General features: G+C 59.4%; 13 protein-coding genes. 6 read left to right on the top strand and 7 right to left on the bottom strand.

Features of this window, described 5'->3' with window-relative positions:
- Positions 1–688, top strand: a 688-nt coding sequence (locus Q1A59_RS09490) for a thiamine diphosphokinase (RefSeq protein ID WP_299644906.1), incomplete at its 5' end; no start/stop codon positions are given.
- Positions 689–736: 48 nt separating this feature from the next.
- Here the strand turns inward: Q1A59_RS09490 and tyrS are convergent.
- Together tyrS and Q1A59_RS09480 are read right to left on the bottom strand one after the other, a co-directional pair.
- Complete coding sequence (gene tyrS / locus Q1A59_RS09485) at positions 737–1,909, bottom strand: tyrosine--tRNA ligase (protein WP_299644905.1); 1,173 nt, start codon at positions 1,907–1,909, stop codon at positions 737–739.
- Between the two features lie 129 nt (positions 1,910–2,038).
- Complete coding sequence (locus Q1A59_RS09480) at positions 2,039–3,361, bottom strand: response regulator (protein ID WP_299644904.1); 1,323 nt, start codon at positions 3,359–3,361, stop codon at positions 2,039–2,041.
- Between the two features lie 240 nt (positions 3,362–3,601).
- On the opposite strand from Q1A59_RS09480, the gene Q1A59_RS09475 reads away from it, so the two are divergent.
- A complete protein-coding gene (locus Q1A59_RS09475; protein WP_298490590.1) occupies positions 3,602–5,254 on the top strand; it encodes a DEAD/DEAH box helicase in 1,653 nt (550 codons plus the stop codon).
- Between the two features lie 140 nt (positions 5,255–5,394).
- Positions 5,395–6,729, top strand: coding sequence for a type I glutamate--ammonia ligase (gene glnA / locus Q1A59_RS09470; protein ID WP_298482802.1), 1,335 nt, complete (start codon positions 5,395–5,397; stop codon positions 6,727–6,729).
- 27 nt (positions 6,730–6,756) lie between these two features.
- On the opposite strand, the gene Q1A59_RS09465 is transcribed toward glnA, so the two are convergent.
- Both Q1A59_RS09465 and Q1A59_RS09460 read right to left on the bottom strand, forming a co-directional pair.
- Positions 6,757–7,371 carry a TetR/AcrR family transcriptional regulator gene (locus tag Q1A59_RS09465; RefSeq protein ID WP_298407049.1) on the bottom strand — a complete coding sequence of 205 codons (615 nt, stop codon included), beginning with the start codon at positions 7,369–7,371 and terminating at the stop codon, positions 6,757–6,759.
- Between the two features lie 45 nt (positions 7,372–7,416).
- A complete protein-coding gene (locus Q1A59_RS09460) occupies positions 7,417–8,802 on the bottom strand; it encodes an MFS transporter (protein WP_299644903.1) in 1,386 nt (461 codons plus the stop codon).
- Positions 8,803–8,941: 139 nt separating this feature from the next.
- Between Q1A59_RS09460 and Q1A59_RS09455 the strand changes: the two genes are divergently transcribed.
- The 3 genes from Q1A59_RS09455 to Q1A59_RS09445 are packed head-to-tail and all read left to right on the top strand — an operon-like array spanning position 8,942 to position 12,641.
- The gene (locus Q1A59_RS09455) at positions 8,942–10,345 is read left to right on the top strand and encodes a lactate racemase domain-containing protein (RefSeq protein ID WP_298407052.1); all 1,404 of its coding nucleotides are present in this window, start codon (positions 8,942–8,944) and stop codon (positions 10,343–10,345) included.
- 7 nt (positions 10,346–10,352) lie between these two features.
- Positions 10,353–11,390 (top strand): peptidase C39 family protein, encoded by a 1,038-nt coding sequence (locus Q1A59_RS09450; protein ID WP_298407054.1) that lies wholly within the window; start codon positions 10,353–10,355, stop codon positions 11,388–11,390.
- Positions 11,391–11,438: 48 nt separating this feature from the next.
- Entirely contained in the window at positions 11,439–12,641 is a 1,203-nt protein-coding gene (locus Q1A59_RS09445; protein WP_298407055.1) for a glycosyltransferase family 4 protein, read from the top strand.
- Positions 12,642–13,413: 772 nt separating this feature from the next.
- Here Q1A59_RS09445 and Q1A59_RS09440 read toward each other — a convergent pair.
- The 3 genes from Q1A59_RS09440 to Q1A59_RS09430 all read right to left on the bottom strand — a co-directional run.
- A complete protein-coding gene (locus Q1A59_RS09440; RefSeq protein ID WP_299644902.1) occupies positions 13,414–14,256 on the bottom strand; it encodes a hypothetical protein in 843 nt (280 codons plus the stop codon).
- A gap of 10 nt (positions 14,257–14,266) precedes the next feature.
- Complete coding sequence (locus Q1A59_RS09435; protein WP_299644901.1) at positions 14,267–14,641, bottom strand: hypothetical protein; 375 nt, start codon at positions 14,639–14,641, stop codon at positions 14,267–14,269.
- Positions 14,634–14,957, bottom strand: a 324-nt coding sequence (locus tag Q1A59_RS09430; protein ID WP_367280896.1) for an RAMP superfamily CRISPR-associated protein, incomplete at its 5' end; no start/stop codon positions are given. The genes Q1A59_RS09430 and Q1A59_RS09435, both read right to left, overlap by 8 nt.

Genomic DNA, 14,957 nt, shown 5'->3' with positions numbered 1-14,957 from the left:
GGGGGGCGCAGCGCCGCTACACCCGGACGATGTAAGGTTGAGCATGATGTACGTTGTGATCGTAGCCAATGCGCCGGGGCTTGATCTATCGCCATACCGGCATCAGCTAGCGGCTGCCGAGCGGCTGATCGCTGCTGATGGTGGCGGAACGGCGCTCTTTGCCCACGGCTATACGCCGCATCTGCTGATCGGCGATCTTGATTCGATTACTCCTGAAGTATTAGCCGCCTATCAAGCGCAGGGGGTGGCGATTGAACGCCACCGTCCCGACAAAGACGAGACTGATTTAGAATTGGCATTACTAGCAGCGGTGAAGCTTGGAGCAAGCCAGATCGATATACTCGGCGCGCTCGGCGGGAGGTGGGATCAGTCGCTGGCCAATGTGTCGTTGTTAGGCATGGCTGAGCTGCGTGAGCGGCAGGTGCGGCTGATCGATCAGTCGCAACAAATTTGGCTCGTGCGTGACGAGAGTGTGATCCCCGGTGCAGTGGGCGATACCGTCTCGCTGCTGCCATTCGGCGGCGATGCACACGGCATCACCACCGAAGGCTTAGCGTACTCTTTGCGCAATGGTTCGTTGCTGCATGATCGGGCGCGCGGCGTGAGCAATGTCATCACGGCAACGCCGGCGCGGGTGCAGGTGCGCGATGGCAGCTTGCTGATCGTGTGGACAGCGCGCGCGCCGTGAGGATGCACGATTGGGCAGAGGGAAGGGGCCACACGGCGGTGTGGCCTCCTACACGACACGCACAAACTTGCGCCGGCCCACCTGCACCACGACATTCGCGCCGGGGTTGAGGGTCAGGGTATACCCTTCGACCCGCTCGCCATCGACCCGCACGCCGCCGCCGTCGATCAAGCGGCGCGCTTCGCTCTTGCTCGGTGCAAGGCCGGCGGCGACCAACACCTCAACGATGCCGGCAGGCGCTTTGATGGCAAAGTTCGGAATGTCTTCCGGCAGCTCACGTTCGACAAACTGACGGACGAAGGCCGCTTCGGCTGCCGCCGCCGCCGCTTGGTCGTGGAACTGGGCCACAATCTCGCGCGCCAGTCGCATCTTGAGATCGCGAGGATTGACCTGCCCGGCGGCCATTGCCATCTTCATCTCGTGAACCTCGACCATCGGCACGTCAGTCAGCACTTCAAAGTAAAGGGGCAACACCTCGTCGCTCATTGACATAATACGACCGTACATCTCGGCAGGCGGCATGCGAATATCGACCGTATTGTTAAACGTCTTCGACATCTTGCGCCCGTCAGTACCGGGAATGAGCGGTACGAGGAAGACTTGCTGCGGTGTCATGCCCAACTGCGCCATCAGTTCGCGCCCGGCCAGAATGTTAAACTTTTGGTCGGTGCCGCCAAACTCGACATCGGCCTTGATGGCGACCGAATCGTAGGCTTGCAGCATCGGGTACATCAGTTCGAGAATCGTCAGCGGCGCGCCGGTCTCGTAGCGTTTGCGGAAGGTCTCGTGTGACAGCATTTGGGCCAGCGTGAAGCGTCCGGCCAAATCAAGCGCATGTTCCAGCGTAAATTGGCCAAACCACTCGCTCTGCCAGCGCACCTCGGTGCGTTGACGGTCAACCACCCGGAAAAACTGCTCCATGTAGGTCTCGGCGTTGGCGCGTACCTCAGCAGCCGACAAGCGGGTGCGCGTTTCATCGCGCCCGCTCGGATCACCAATCTGCGCCGTCCAGTCGCCGACGATCAGCACAACCTGATGGCCCAATTCTTGAAACGCGCGCAATTTACGCAGACCCACCGCGTGCCCGATATGCATATCGGGCTTCGTCGGATCGAACCCTTGTTTCAGGCGCAGCGGCGTCCCGCTTTGCAGGCGGGTGCGTAATTCGCTTTCGACAATGACTTCGGCAACGCCGCGACTCAGCAGTTCGGACACATCCATGCTCAACGCTCCCAATGGCAGCGACATTGCCCTGCAACGTCGCTACGAGGCAGATATACAACGATACGCGCTTCCAGTCGCTTCAAACGCCGTGCATGCTAACAGGCGAGCGGACTGGTGTCAAGCGCGTCATTCCGGATAGCTGGCTAATGCTGCCAATGCGGTTTGTAACTGATCGGAGAGGTCAAGTGGATTATTGCCCAACCATATGACGGCCACTGCGCCGGCGGCAGAAGCGGCCATAGCGGTAGCTTGATCGTGAACAAGTGCGATCAGCGAGGCGCTATGGTTGAGTTGTTGCCATAGGGAGAGGGAGGCCGCATCAATCACTTCAGCCACCACAAGACACGGATGCGGATGGTGCGCCAGCAAGCCTTGCGCCGCAACCTCAGTGTCGGCGATCAGCAACCGGTAGCCGCGCACATTCAGCGTGGCGACAATAGCAGGGCGCGCAACTTCATTCCGGCAAACAATCAGAGCATCCGGCGAATGACCGCCACGCCGATCGGTGAGCGGGCTGGTTGGGGTGCCGTCGCTCCGCCGGTCAATCTTGTAACTGCTGCCAGAGACCTGCTTGGCCGCCCGTTTGAGTTCAGCCGCAACCCGGCTCATCTCATCAACATTGGCAAACGAACGCAGGTACGTCGTTACAACTGCAATTGACAGGCTAATAATGCCAAACTGACGTGGCACGCCATAGCGATCGGTCGCGAGCAGATACCCGCGCTGCAAGTCGGCTTCGTCGTAGAGGGAACGGATCCGCTCATCAAATACCCGAATGATGCGTTGACACAACGCTTCTGGGTCTGTGCCAAAATGGAGAATAACAAAATCATCGCCGCCAATGTGACCAAGGAAGTCACCGGGATCGATCTGCTCTTGCAAGACGCTGGCTAACAGATGGATCGCCCGATCACCGCGGGCAAACCCGTAGACATCGTTGAACGCTTTAAAATTGTCGAGATCGACATACATTAAGGCAAATGCGCCCTGCTGTTCGAGCTGGCGGCTGATCTCAGCCTGAATCGCGACATTGCCGGGCAGACCGGTCAGCGGATTACGGGTCGGCAATTGCGCTGCCCGGCGCAAGTGAGAGCGCACTCGAGCCAGCAACACTTCCCGATCGTACGGTTTGACGATATAATCGTCAGCACCGGTTTCCAACCCCTCTACCACACGCGCCGATTCGCCAACAGCAGTCAAGATCAGCATCGGCAGGTGGGCGGTGCGCGTGTCGTTACGCAACTGGCGAATCGCTTCCAGCCCATCCATCAAGGGCATGAGCAAGTCGGCGATGATCAGATCCGGCGGTTGCTCCTGCGCGCGCCGCACCAATTCGTCGCCGTTCCTGACAAGCTGCACATCATAGCCCTCGCTGGTCAGTATCTCTTGCAGAAGCATGCCTACATCCGATTCGTCTTCGGCGACGAGAATTCGGGCCGGTGCTGTCATGTCACGCTCCCACTAGATCACTCGAAAAAGCATCAACTGACAGATGTTTATATTATTAATTCCTCGTTCAGCGTTTATAGCATACCATACTCAGACGAGCGCCGTGAAGACCTTATTTTTGTGATGCATGCCTTATCTTGCGCTGAAAGGGCTTCTCAAGAACGAGATTTATGCTATAATATTAATCTTGCGTGGCGTATTTAATGCCACAACATGATTGTATTTGTGAAACGGAATACCATGACGACGTTTGCTGAGTTGGGCCTGAGCGATGCGCTGATCGCTACTTTGAGCGGGTTGGGCTATGACGAACCAACCCCTATTCAGGCACAGACCATTCCACTGCTTCTTGCCGGTCGCGATGTGATCGCTCAGGCCCAGACCGGCACCGGGAAGACGGCAGCGTTTGCGCTGCCCATAATTGAACGGGTTACGGATGACTTGACGGTGCAGGCATTGGTGCTTGCGCCGACGCGCGAGCTGGCCATACAGGTGGCTGAGGCGATCCATCGCTACGGCCGCCATCGGGCGCTGCGAGTGTTGCCGATTTACGGCGGCCAGCCGATCGAACGGCAATTGCGCGGGCTGGCGCAAGGGGTGCAAGTGGTAGTCGGTACGCCGGGCCGGGTGCTCGATCATCTCCGCCGTGGTTCGCTCCGCTTCGATCATTTGCGGATGGTCGTGCTCGACGAGGCTGACGAGATGCTCGATATGGGCTTCGCCGAGGAGTTAGAGGCAATCCTGCAACTGGTTCCCGCCGAGCGGCAGACGGCGCTCTTCTCGGCGACTTTGCCCCCCGCTGTGCAGAATCTGACCTTGCGTTATACGCGCCAGCCGGTGCGGGTAAGCATTGCTGGCGAGCAGTTGGCGGCGCCGCGTATTCGCCAGATCTACTACGAGGTGTTGGCCCGCGATAAGCTCGATGCACTGTGCCGGGTGCTCGACGCCGAGATGCCGCAGTTGGCGATTGTCTTCTGCCGCACCCGCCAAGAGGCCGACGATATTGGCGAACGGCTGCAAGGGCGCGGCTATGCCGCCGAGTCGCTCCACGGCGATCTGAGTCAAGCGGTGCGCGACCGGGTGATGCGCCGGTTTCGCGATGGTCAGCTCGATGTGCTGGTCGCTACCGATGTCGCTGCGCGTGGGCTTGACATCGCCGAAGTGAGCCATGTCATTAATTACGATGTGCCAACCGATCCCGAAAGTTACGTGCATCGGATTGGCCGCACTGGCCGGGCTGGGCGTGATGGAGTGGCGATTACCTTTATTACGCCGCGTGAGCGCCGGATGCTGCAAACGATTGAACGGGTGACCCGCACTCGGATCGAACGGCGTGCAATGCCGACACTGGCCGATGTGGCTGCCCGCCGTCGCGCCGCTCTCCGCGATCAGTTGCGCGAGGTGGTGGCAACCTCCGATCTTGACAGCTATACGGCGCTGGTTGATGAGCTGGCCGCCACCCACGATCTGCGCACCTTGGCTGCGGCTGCAATCAAATTGCTGCTCAACGAAGCTGAGACCGAGCAGGTTGATACGATTACGCGCTTAGACCCTGCGCCTGCCGAACGCGCCGGACGGGCCGAACGCGCGTCGCGGGCCAAGCGAGGCGATACCGCTGAGCGGTCTCACCGTAGTGAGACGGGAATGGCGCGCATTCAGATCAACCTTGGTCGTAATGATCAGGTGCGCCCTGCCGATATTGTCGGCGCGATTGCGAACGAGGCGGGTGTGCCCGGTCGCAGTATCGGCGCGATCGAGGTGCGCGCGCGTGTGAGCTTTGTCGAAGTTCCCCGCCGCACCGCCCGGCAAGTATTGCAGGCCCTTAACCGCACAAGCTTGCGCGGCCAGCGCATCCGCGCGACCTTGGCCGATGAAACGCCGGTCGCGGCATAGGGGTGGGGCAGGAGCGACGTAGGGGCGGCGTAGGGGCATAGCGACGCTATGCCTCTATGCCGTCCTTTTTCTAGTGTGGTATAGTACAAGAAACGTGTTATCCGCTTATCCGCCTACCCTAGTAAGGAGGAGCGCAGCCCATGAGCGATGATCCGCGCGACATGCTGCTGCGCCGCGTCGCTGCTGATAATGTCGCTTTTGTGAATTTGCAGTTCACCGATGTGTTGGGCATCGGCAAGACCGTAACCATCCCGGTTGAAGAATTGCCCGATGCCCTCGACCACGGTGTCTGGTTCGATGGCTCGTCGATCGAGGGGTTCGCCCGAATGGTCGAGAGCGATATGTATCTCGTGCCTGATCGCTCGACCTATGCCGTAGTGCCGTGGGATCGGCATGAAGGTATGATTACGGCGCGCTTGATCTGTTCGGTCTATACTCCCGACGGCAAACCATTCGCCGGTGATCCGCGCAATGTGTTGAGCCGGATGCTTGACCAAGCGGCGGCAGCCGGCTACCGCTTCATGGTAGCGCCGGAGCTTGAGTTTTTCTTGTTCAAGACCGATCCCAACGGGCGTATTCTAGAGCCGCACGATAAAGCGGGTTATTTTGATGTCTCAACCGATCTAGCAACCCATATCCGTCGCCAGATGGCTCGCACCTTGCAAGCGATGGGGATTACGGTCGAAGCGGTGCATCACGAAGTCGCCCCCGGCCAGCACGAGATCGACTTGCGGTATGCCGATGCGCTGCGTTCGGCAGATCATCTGGTGACGGCACGAGTGGCGCTCAAGGCGGTAGCGCAGCTCAACGGTCTGCACGCGACGTTTATGCCAAAACCGATGGCCAGCGTTAACGGTAGCGGCATGCATGTTCACCAGAGCCTACTGGATGTCGAGAGCGGTAAAAATCTCTTTGCCGATCCCGATGATCCCTACGGTTTGTCGCCGCTTGCCCGTCATTTCATTGCCGGCCTGCTGGCCCACGCTCGCGGGATGTGCGTCTTGCTCGCACCGCTGGTCAATTCCTACAAACGGCTTGTGCCCGGATTCGAGGCGCCGGTGCATATTTCGTGGGGCCGCACCAATCGCTCGGCATTGGTGCGCGTGCCGCGCATCACCGCCGGTCGCTATCAAGCGACGCGAATCGAGCTGCGTTGTCCTGATCCGGCCTGCAATCCTTACCTTGCATACGCAGCGATGCTGGCCGCCGGCCTCGATGGTATCAAGCGTAAATTGCCGCTGCGCGACGCTGCCGAAGAAGATCTCTTCCACGTTGATCCGCGTGCGCGCGGGTTGGCGACATTGCCAACCTCGCTCGGCGCGGCGCTTGATGCCCTTCGCGAAGATGAGGTCATTCTCGAAGCGATTGGCCCCTCGGTCGCCGAGCGTTTCCTCGATGCCAAACAACAGGAGTGGGAGAGTTACCGTGCTTACGTGTCGCAATGGGAAATTGACCGGTACTTGGCTATTTTCTGATCGCGCATAACCGCAGCGGGTGAGCAATCACTTGCCCGCTGCAGTCGTAGGGTCTGTAGATTGGGCGAGGCCGTCAAAAAACGTGGTGATGATCAGATCGGCAATCGCCTCCCCCTGCTCGCCAATCCTCGCCTGCTCGGTGTGGAAGAAGGGGTAGAGCATACCCATCAACAACCACGTGGCTACATGGGGGTCAACCGGACGCAATTCACCGCGGTCGATGCCGGCCCGGATCATCGCCGTAATCGGCGCAATCAGACCGTTGGCGTAGCAGCGTTCGACACTGGTGCGCGCAGTTTCGCTTAGGCGCGGCAGATCGTGGTTGCTCAGCCGTACCAACGCGCGCTGGGCCGGCGCTTGGGCAAAGAGTCCACGCACGAGCGCCGTCAATTGCGATCGAGTATCTGGTTTGCATTCAGCAGTGGCGACGAGCGCTGCCATCTCATCGGCCCAATTGGTCAACACCGCCACCAGCAGGTCTTCTTTATCACGAAAGTGATGGTAGAGACCAGCTTTCGATAAGCCTGCCGCTTCGGCAATTTCACGCATAGCGATGCCTTCGTAGCCATACGTGACGATTAATCGCGCTGCTTCGTCAATAATCCGGTTGCGGATTTGCTCAGAGTTATGTTGCCGGTTCATAGAAGTTTATGGTTGGGCACAGCAGCGCTGCGCCCGTACAGCTCTTTATGAATGCGCATGGGCCAGTGCACTAGCACGCTCGGCAGCCCGGCTCTTGAGACCTAAGGCGGCCAAGGTAAGTAGGAGCATAACGATTCCGATCGAGAAGAATGCTAACCCGTATCCCCCTACCGCGCCGCCGCCAGCGGCTGCGATCAGACCGACCAACACCGCTCCTAAAAGCTGGCCGCTGCCCATCGTGACGGTTAGCAACCCTTGTGCCGCGGCCCGTTCGTTGGCCGGTACCTCATTTAACAGAATATACCGTAATGCCGCTCCAAGCAAGATCGCAAGCCCAATCCCCATCACGACCGAGGCAAGGTAGAAGGCGATGATGCTGGCCGGCCAGCCGCCGAGAATAATGAGTCCAATCCCACTAAAGACGACGCCAATGGTAACAACGATCCGCGAGCCGAATTGATCAAGCATCCGTCCCGATACTGGTGAACCAACCGCCATCGCTAACACCACCGGCAGGAGCATGAAACTGGCAGTGGAGCTGCTCACACCGTAAGCTGCGGTTACCAGCGCCGGCACGAAGACAATCGCCGACTCGGCGATGCCGGCCCCGATCGCTAATGCTGCCGTCAGCCAGATTTGGCGTGAACGGAAGATCGTTGGTTGCAGAATCGGTTCTGCTGCTCGCCGTTCAACCGCGATAAAGAGTGGCACAAACACAATGGCGATGATCAATGCGCCGATTGCCAGCCACGGCAATTCGCCTGCCCGCAATAACGCCGGATCGAGTTCGGTTAAGCCGTAAGCTAAACCGGTGAGCATGACCGCCAGCGTCGCCAACCCGGCCACGTCAAAGGGCGCAGTGGTGTCACGTGTCCGTCCCGGCAGCAGCTTAGCGCTGAAGGCGATGAGTATGGCTGCGATCGGTAAGTTGATTAAGAAGAGCCACTGCCAACCGAGCAGCAATAGCAAGCCGCCAAGGATCGGCCCAATGAGGAATGCGATCCCGAATACCGCACCGATCAGACCGAGCGCCGAACCGCGCCGTTCGGGCGGAAAGGTATCGCCGATCACTGCGCTAGCGACTGGAAAGATGCCACCGGCACTAAACCCTTGGACGAGACGCCCAACTAGCAGGATGGGAAAGGATGGCGCAAGCGCCACGAGGAGCGAACCAAGCGCAAAACCGCTCAGACTGGCAATGTACAGCGCTCGCCGGCCAAACCGGTCTGAGAGGGCAGCAATCGGCGGTGTGCCGATCAAGTTCCCCAATACATAGATCGAGAAGACCCACGACAATGCCCGCTCATCGGCGCTAAAGACCGTTTGAATTGATGGCAAGGCCGGCCCAACGATGGCAATGTCGAGTGCTGCCATCAATACGCCGAAGAAGAGCAAACCGAGGATTTGGTTGCGTTGGCGTTCGTTTGCCATACGTGAACATACTCCTTTGTTCCACCTTTGTTCCATGAAAAGAACCGACCGACCGGTCGGTAAGTAATATAGCATAGACGCCGCTCCTTGTCTACCGGCCGGCCGGTTGGGAAATCAAAGACCGTAGCTACGCACGGACGTGTGCATCGGTATCACCGATAATGACCCGTGCGTCTCTCCAACGACGATTGCGCCGGACGAGCCAATGGCCGGTGTGGTACAATCGGGCGAGGGTTCGTTACTGCACAATGGTTGGCCGATGCAAATCACACTCAACATCGAAGGCATTCACGCCGATACGCCACTGCCGTCGCTCTGGCGCGTGCGCCAGCGTTGGCAGACAACGCCGCTGGCCGATGTGGCGGCAGCGGTGCGCGCCGAGCTCGACCGGCTAGGACTAGCGGCGCAGCTTCGATCCGGTATGCGCGTTGCCGTCACTGCCGGTAGCCGCGGCATCGCCAACATTGTGCCAATAACCGCTGCTGCGGTGCGCTGGTTGCGCGACCACGGTGCTGAGCCGTTTGTCGTGCCGGCTATGGGCAGTCACGGTGGTGCGACGGCTGAGGGTCAAACGGCGCTGCTCGCCGCACTCGGCATGACCGAGCAATCGATCGGTTGCCCGATTCGGGCCACGATGGAGGTGGTTGAGTTAGGACGGATCGCCGATGGCACGCCGGTCTATATGGATCGTTTTGCCGCCGAAGCAGATGGCGTGTTGGTGATTAATCGCATCAAGCCCCATACCTCATTCAGAGCGCCAATTGAGAGCGGATTGGCCAAGATGTGCGCCGTTGGCTTAGGCAAACGCCAAGGAGCCGAGATTGTCCATCGCACGGCGGTCTATGGTCTGAAAGAGCAACTTGTGCCGATGGCGCGCGTGGTGGTTGAGCGTGGCAAAGTGCTGGCTGGTCTGGCGATTCTCGAGGATGCACGCGATCAGACGGCGGCCATTGTCGCGCTCCCTCCCGCCGAGATTGGCGGTGCTGGCGAAGCGGCGCTGCTTGCGCGCAGCAAAGAGATGGTGGCGCGCTTGCCGTTCGACCGGCTGGATGTGCTGGTTGTTGACCGGATTGGGAAGAATATTAGTGGCACCGGCATGGATACCAACGTGATCGGGCGGTTGCCCATCCCCGGCGAACCGCCGCCGGAACGCCCTGTCATTCATGTGATCGTAGTGCTTGATCTAACCCCTGAAACGCACGGCAATGCCAATGGGATCGGGTTGGCCGATATTACCACCGCGCGTCTTGCCGCGAACATCGATTTTCATGCCACCTATGTTAATGTCTTGACTGCTGGGCTAGTCGGTCTGTGTAAAGGCAGCTTACCGATTACCTTGCCGACTGAGCGCGATGCGGTAGCGATGGCAATCAAGACGTGCGGCCAGCCTGATCCGGCGGCGGTACGGTTAGTGCGCATTCCTGATACATTACATTTGGAAGAGTTGCTGGTCAGCGCAGCTTTGCTACCGGAGGTCGCTGCCCATCCCGATCTCGACGTGCTTGGTCCCGTTGAATGGGTGCTTGATAGCGCCGAAGGATAGATTTGCAATGCCACACCATCTTCTCCACCATTGGGACGAACCGGCACTTGATGCGTGGGAACGGGCTGCACCGTTACCCGCCGATGATCCGCACGCGCGGATTGCGCTGATCAGTCCACCGCTCGCAGTGGCTGAGGCGGTTGCCATCATTCCGAGCTGGGCCGCCGATACCCCATCTGAGAGCTGGATCGAATTGCAACTACGCGTGCAGCAGGACAGTCAGTGGAGTGGTTGGTACCGCTTGGCGGCGTGGGACGATACCGGCGCGCGGCGTACCAGTTTTGACGCGCAACGGAATGAACGTGGTTTTGTCGCCATCGATACCTTGCAACTGGTGACGCCAGCGCAAGCAGTGCAGGCGCGGGTGTTGCTCTGTGGCTTGCCCGGCGCCGATATGCCTGCATTGAGCGATCTCTTTCTCTGTATCACCACGACCGAGTCGCCTGCCCCACCTTCCCAGCCGTCAGCCCGTTCAGCCATTGCGCTGCCACTCTTGCTCTGTCAGTACGACTATCCCGGCGGCGAAGGCTGGTGCAGCCCAACGGCGGTTCACATGGTGTTGGCCTATTGGCAGGCGCAATTGGCCGATCCGCGTCTTGCCCCCTTCGCCGATGGCGCGACGTTGCCTGATCTCACTGCGGCTGGCATCTTCGATCCGGGTTGGGAAGGCACCGGCAACTGGTCGTTCAATACGGCATTCGCGGCGCGCTTTGGCATGCGCGCTTACGTCACCCGTTTCGATACGCTCGAACAAATCGGGCGCTGGACCGCAGCCGGCGTGCCGGTGATTATCAGTTTGGCGTGGGAAGCGGGCCAGATCGACGATGCGCCGAGCCGCACCAGCGGTCATCTGACGGTGGTGCGCGGCTTTACCGATACGCACGCGCTGATCGCTGAACCAGCCGGGCGCGACCGGCTGCTACGCGCGTACCCGCAAGACCAACTAGCGGCGGCGTGGCAGGCCAATTCAAGCGGGACGGTTTATCTGATCTATCCGCCCGATTGGCCGCATCCTGCACCCGGGCCAGACGATGCGTGGGTCTAGACCTCTTCACCATGTGGGCATAGCGCCGTTATGCCCTTATGAGACGTTATGCATATTCTGATGCTCTCGCCCTATCCGCCGTATCCGCCGCGCGGCGGCGGTGCGTTGCGGATCTACCATCTGCTGCGCGGGTTAGCGGCTCGCCATACGGTCACACTGCTCTCTTTCGCCCCCGACGAAGCGGCGGCACAAGCGATGCAGCCGTTGCGCGATCTCGCCGATGTGCGGATCGTGATCGGGCCGCTGGCCCGCTCGTTGAGCCAGCGCGCACTGACAACATTGGTAAGCCCTTGGCCCGATATGGCGCTACGCAACGCGAGCACGGCCTATTCGGCCACCTTGGCTGAATTATTGGCGAATGAGCAATTTGAGGTAGTGCTAGCCGAGAGCATCGAAATGGCACCGTACCTGTTGCAGGCGCGCCATAGCGGCGCGCGTCTAGTGCTCGACGAATTTAACGCTGAGTACCTGCTCCAACGCCGCGCCGCGCTCAACGACCTACGTCGTGCGCCGCGTCCTAAAGCGATAATTGGCGGCGGCTACTCGTTGATCCAGTGGTTCAAGCTAGCTGCCTTCGAGCGGCACGTGTTGCAGACCATCGATCGCGCTCTGGTGGTTTCGGCGGAAGATGCCGCAGCATTGCGCCGGTTAGCGCCAAATGCCCAGTTGCACCTTGTTCCCAACGGCGTCGATTGCAGCCATTTCGCGCCGTTGGCTGCGCTGCCCACCAACGATCTCATCTTCATTGGCACGCTCGACTACCGACCCAACGTCGATGCCGTCCTTTGGTTTACCCATGAGGTGTTGCCGCGTATCCACCAGCACCATCCAGCTCTACGTTTGCGGCTCATCGGGCGCCGGCCCCATCCGAGCCTGATCGCGCTTCACGACAACCAGACTATCATCGTCACTGGTGAAGTCGCCGACACTCGTCCGGCGTTGGCTAGCGCTGCTGCAGTCGTCATCCCAATGCGGATTGGGGGTGGTTCGCGGTTGAAGTTGCTCGAAGCGCTGGCGATGGCCGCGCCGGTGGTGAGCACCACTATGGGGGCAGAGGGGATTCCCGGCTTACGTGATGGCGAACATCTGTTGCTAGCCGATACGCCAGAAACGATGGCAGTGGCGGTAAATCGGTTGGTCAACGACCGGCCCTTTGCGCAACGGCTTGGCCAAGCAGGCCGGGCCTTCGTCTGCGCCGGCTATGACTGGTCAAAGATCGTGCCGCAGCTCGAAGCAGCGTTACAGGCGTAGCATAGGAAAGGCGCTAAGCACGCAAAGGGCGCCAAGGGGGTAACGCAAAGGGCTAAAACGATCATGTGCGAAGAAGCGCGACGATATGGCGTTGGCATACAGCGCATCCTGCTCTTCGGTAGCCGTGTGCAGCGATGGGGATTTTTTGCTGATCGTGGATCAGCTAGCATCATCCTCGCCCTCTGTGGTGCAAAACCTTTAGTGAAACATAGCATCCGATATGTTTCACTGCTTTTGCATTTCTTTCTCCTTCGAGCGGTGCTGTATTCGCTGCAATCCGAAGACCACGTCGCACCTTCCGAACGCCACGCGCGTCGCTTAGCTTCCAACCCGTTCACCAAGGGTAATCATTCGTGGGCCAGCCACTTTAAAGATTCACGCCTCGGCCCGTGTCCCACAACCGCCGCACACCCCGCTGAACTGCTCATCGCTGCCGCCAACCTCGCCGTTCTCTTACAGACGATGGTGCATCCGAGCACGTAGGCGGATGGATCGCTTCGATCCCGTCGGCAAGGAGAAACGTATAGCAGATAACGCCGTCGGTGACCGCTGGCCGATACGGTTCACACGACTGGTGAGCTGGATCAGGCAAATGATCGCCTAGTGCCTACCAGAGATGCAGTGTGCTTGGATGGCCGTAGCAAGCCGTAGCAAATCGACCTCTCGCGTGCTGAGGCTGCATTGATCACTTCTGACGGAAAAGCAACTTCGATGAGTTTGCGGGTGGGCATAGCAAAGACCATTTCTACCAGAAAAGTTCCCGATGACCCACTTATCCGCTGCTGGGCTGTTCCCAGATCCCAAAACGCTTGATCACAAAAGACACCTTTTGTTTCAGCTTGCTGCCGGGGACAAAGCAGATCCCGGTATGCGCTACCTGTTGCCCGGGGTAGTCCTGCCATTCGCGCCCGACTAGTGGCTCGATCGCACCATCAGCACTGACACCATCGGCAAGCGTGTGCGCCAGCAAGACCTGACCCGCTTCGATCTGGAGGACGGGACGCTCGTTCCGGCCATCAAAACCGATCTGTCCAAACAGGCGGGCATCATCAGCGACTGGTTGACAATGGATTAGCGCCAGATCACCCCAGCCATAACCACGTTCGCCCCCAACCTGTAGCCGTTGACAGGCAGTCTGCCAGGGGAGGGTACAGGTGTCGGAGGCGAAGACATAGCCGACAACAAAGACGGGTTCGCCAGTATCGATGGTATACGGTGCAAGAAACTCCACTTCGTGCAACAGACCGCTTTCCGCCGACTGTTGTGGGTAGTTGAGCGCCGTACTGTTGTAGCTGCCTGAGAAGCGGTAGCGAAAGCGCGACGGATCTTCCCACGGCCAGACTACCTGATACGCATCACCGGTCTTGGTTGCGGGATAGAAATAGCTGTAGGCAAGGTGCTGGTGAACCTGCTCACCAACGTCACGGTACGTCTGCGCCTGAGCAACCGTTCCGTGTTGGCTTGCCCAATCGCGCGTCAAGCGCATCGTCACAGCGCCCCAGAACACCCGCCCGGTAATGTAGGGCCGCGTGCGCTGCACATTACCTACCTTGTTCCAACCCATATGGACAGGCGCGCGCAGGCGAAAGACAACCTGATAACAATGCCATGCCATGCACACATCCTCAATCGCGCGCTTTGGCGCCATAGCGAGCGTAGATCAGCATCTGCTCCAGCGTTTCCTTTGCCAGCAGCAAGCGTTCCAGATCGACTGTTACCGTGTCACTGACGTGCTTCAAAATCGTTTCAGCGTTATCGTCAGCCGGTTGCCCCCAATCAAAGCCGAGACCATCGAGGAGACCGAGCATCTCTTTGACAACAGCCTTACCATTTTCTTTCTCCTTCGCCAGCAAATAGAGGAAACAGGCATAGACCCCGTCTTCCTGAAGGATGCCCAATGCCTTGGTGATCGTATTATCGACCTCGCTGGACTTTTTCGATTTGGTAGCCTCGATGATGCGCTGGGCATGGTGCGCCGCCAGTCGATCAAGATTATGCATTGGTCTGCTCCTTGCCAAACTCGTACGTGATCGGCTCGCCCACGAGCGCCATGCGGCCAAAACCGCGCGTGCCCATACCGCCAACGCCCAGCCATTCGATCATGCGCAAGCCAGCCTTGACGACATCCACCGGGCCTGACCAGGCGCCACCCGGCAGCGGTTCGCCGTGCTTCGTCTGCTGCACGACTGAAAAGCCGCCGCGATAATCATCCAGCACCACATCAGCGGTCAGAAACGTCGCGCGTGGCAGCGCCTCGTAGGTGAAGAGCGCCTTATCTTCGGCGGCGCCGCGTTCCGGGTCAATCGCCACCGAGGT

Origin of the sequence: uncultured Chloroflexus sp. (assembly GCF_937951745.1) — a bacterium.
Lineage (GTDB): Bacteria > Chloroflexota > Chloroflexia > Chloroflexales > Chloroflexaceae > Chloroflexus.
This window is presented reverse-complemented; position numbering and strand designations above follow the sequence as displayed.

What these genes read in the sequence shown, in the direction of transcription:
- tyrS (WP_299644905.1), bottom strand. Translation starts at nt 1,909, where the DNA reads ATGGATGTGTCCGAACTGCTGAGTCGCGGCGTTGCCGAAGTCATTGTC.
- Q1A59_RS09480 (WP_299644904.1), bottom strand. Translation starts at nt 3,361, where the DNA reads ATGACAGCACCGGCCCGAATTCTCGTCGCCGAAGACGAATCGGATGTA.
- Q1A59_RS09475 (WP_298490590.1), top strand. Translation starts at nt 3,602, where the DNA reads ATGACGACGTTTGCTGAGTTGGGCCTGAGCGATGCGCTGATCGCTACT.
- glnA (WP_298482802.1), top strand. Translation starts at nt 5,395, where the DNA reads ATGAGCGATGATCCGCGCGACATGCTGCTGCGCCGCGTCGCTGCTGAT.
- Q1A59_RS09465 (WP_298407049.1), bottom strand. Translation starts at nt 7,371, where the DNA reads ATGAACCGGCAACATAACTCTGAGCAAATCCGCAACCGGATTATTGAC.
- Q1A59_RS09460 (WP_299644903.1), bottom strand. Translation starts at nt 8,802, where the DNA reads ATGGCAAACGAACGCCAACGCAACCAAATCCTCGGTTTGCTCTTCTTC.
- Q1A59_RS09450 (WP_298407054.1), top strand. Translation starts at nt 10,353, where the DNA reads ATGCCACACCATCTTCTCCACCATTGGGACGAACCGGCACTTGATGCG.
- Q1A59_RS09445 (WP_298407055.1), top strand. Translation starts at nt 11,439, where the DNA reads ATGCATATTCTGATGCTCTCGCCCTATCCGCCGTATCCGCCGCGCGGC.
- Q1A59_RS09440 (WP_299644902.1), bottom strand. Translation starts at nt 14,256, where the DNA reads ATGGCATGGCATTGTTATCAGGTTGTCTTTCGCCTGCGCGCGCCTGTC.
- Q1A59_RS09435 (WP_299644901.1), bottom strand. Translation starts at nt 14,641, where the DNA reads ATGCATAATCTTGATCGACTGGCGGCGCACCATGCCCAGCGCATCATC.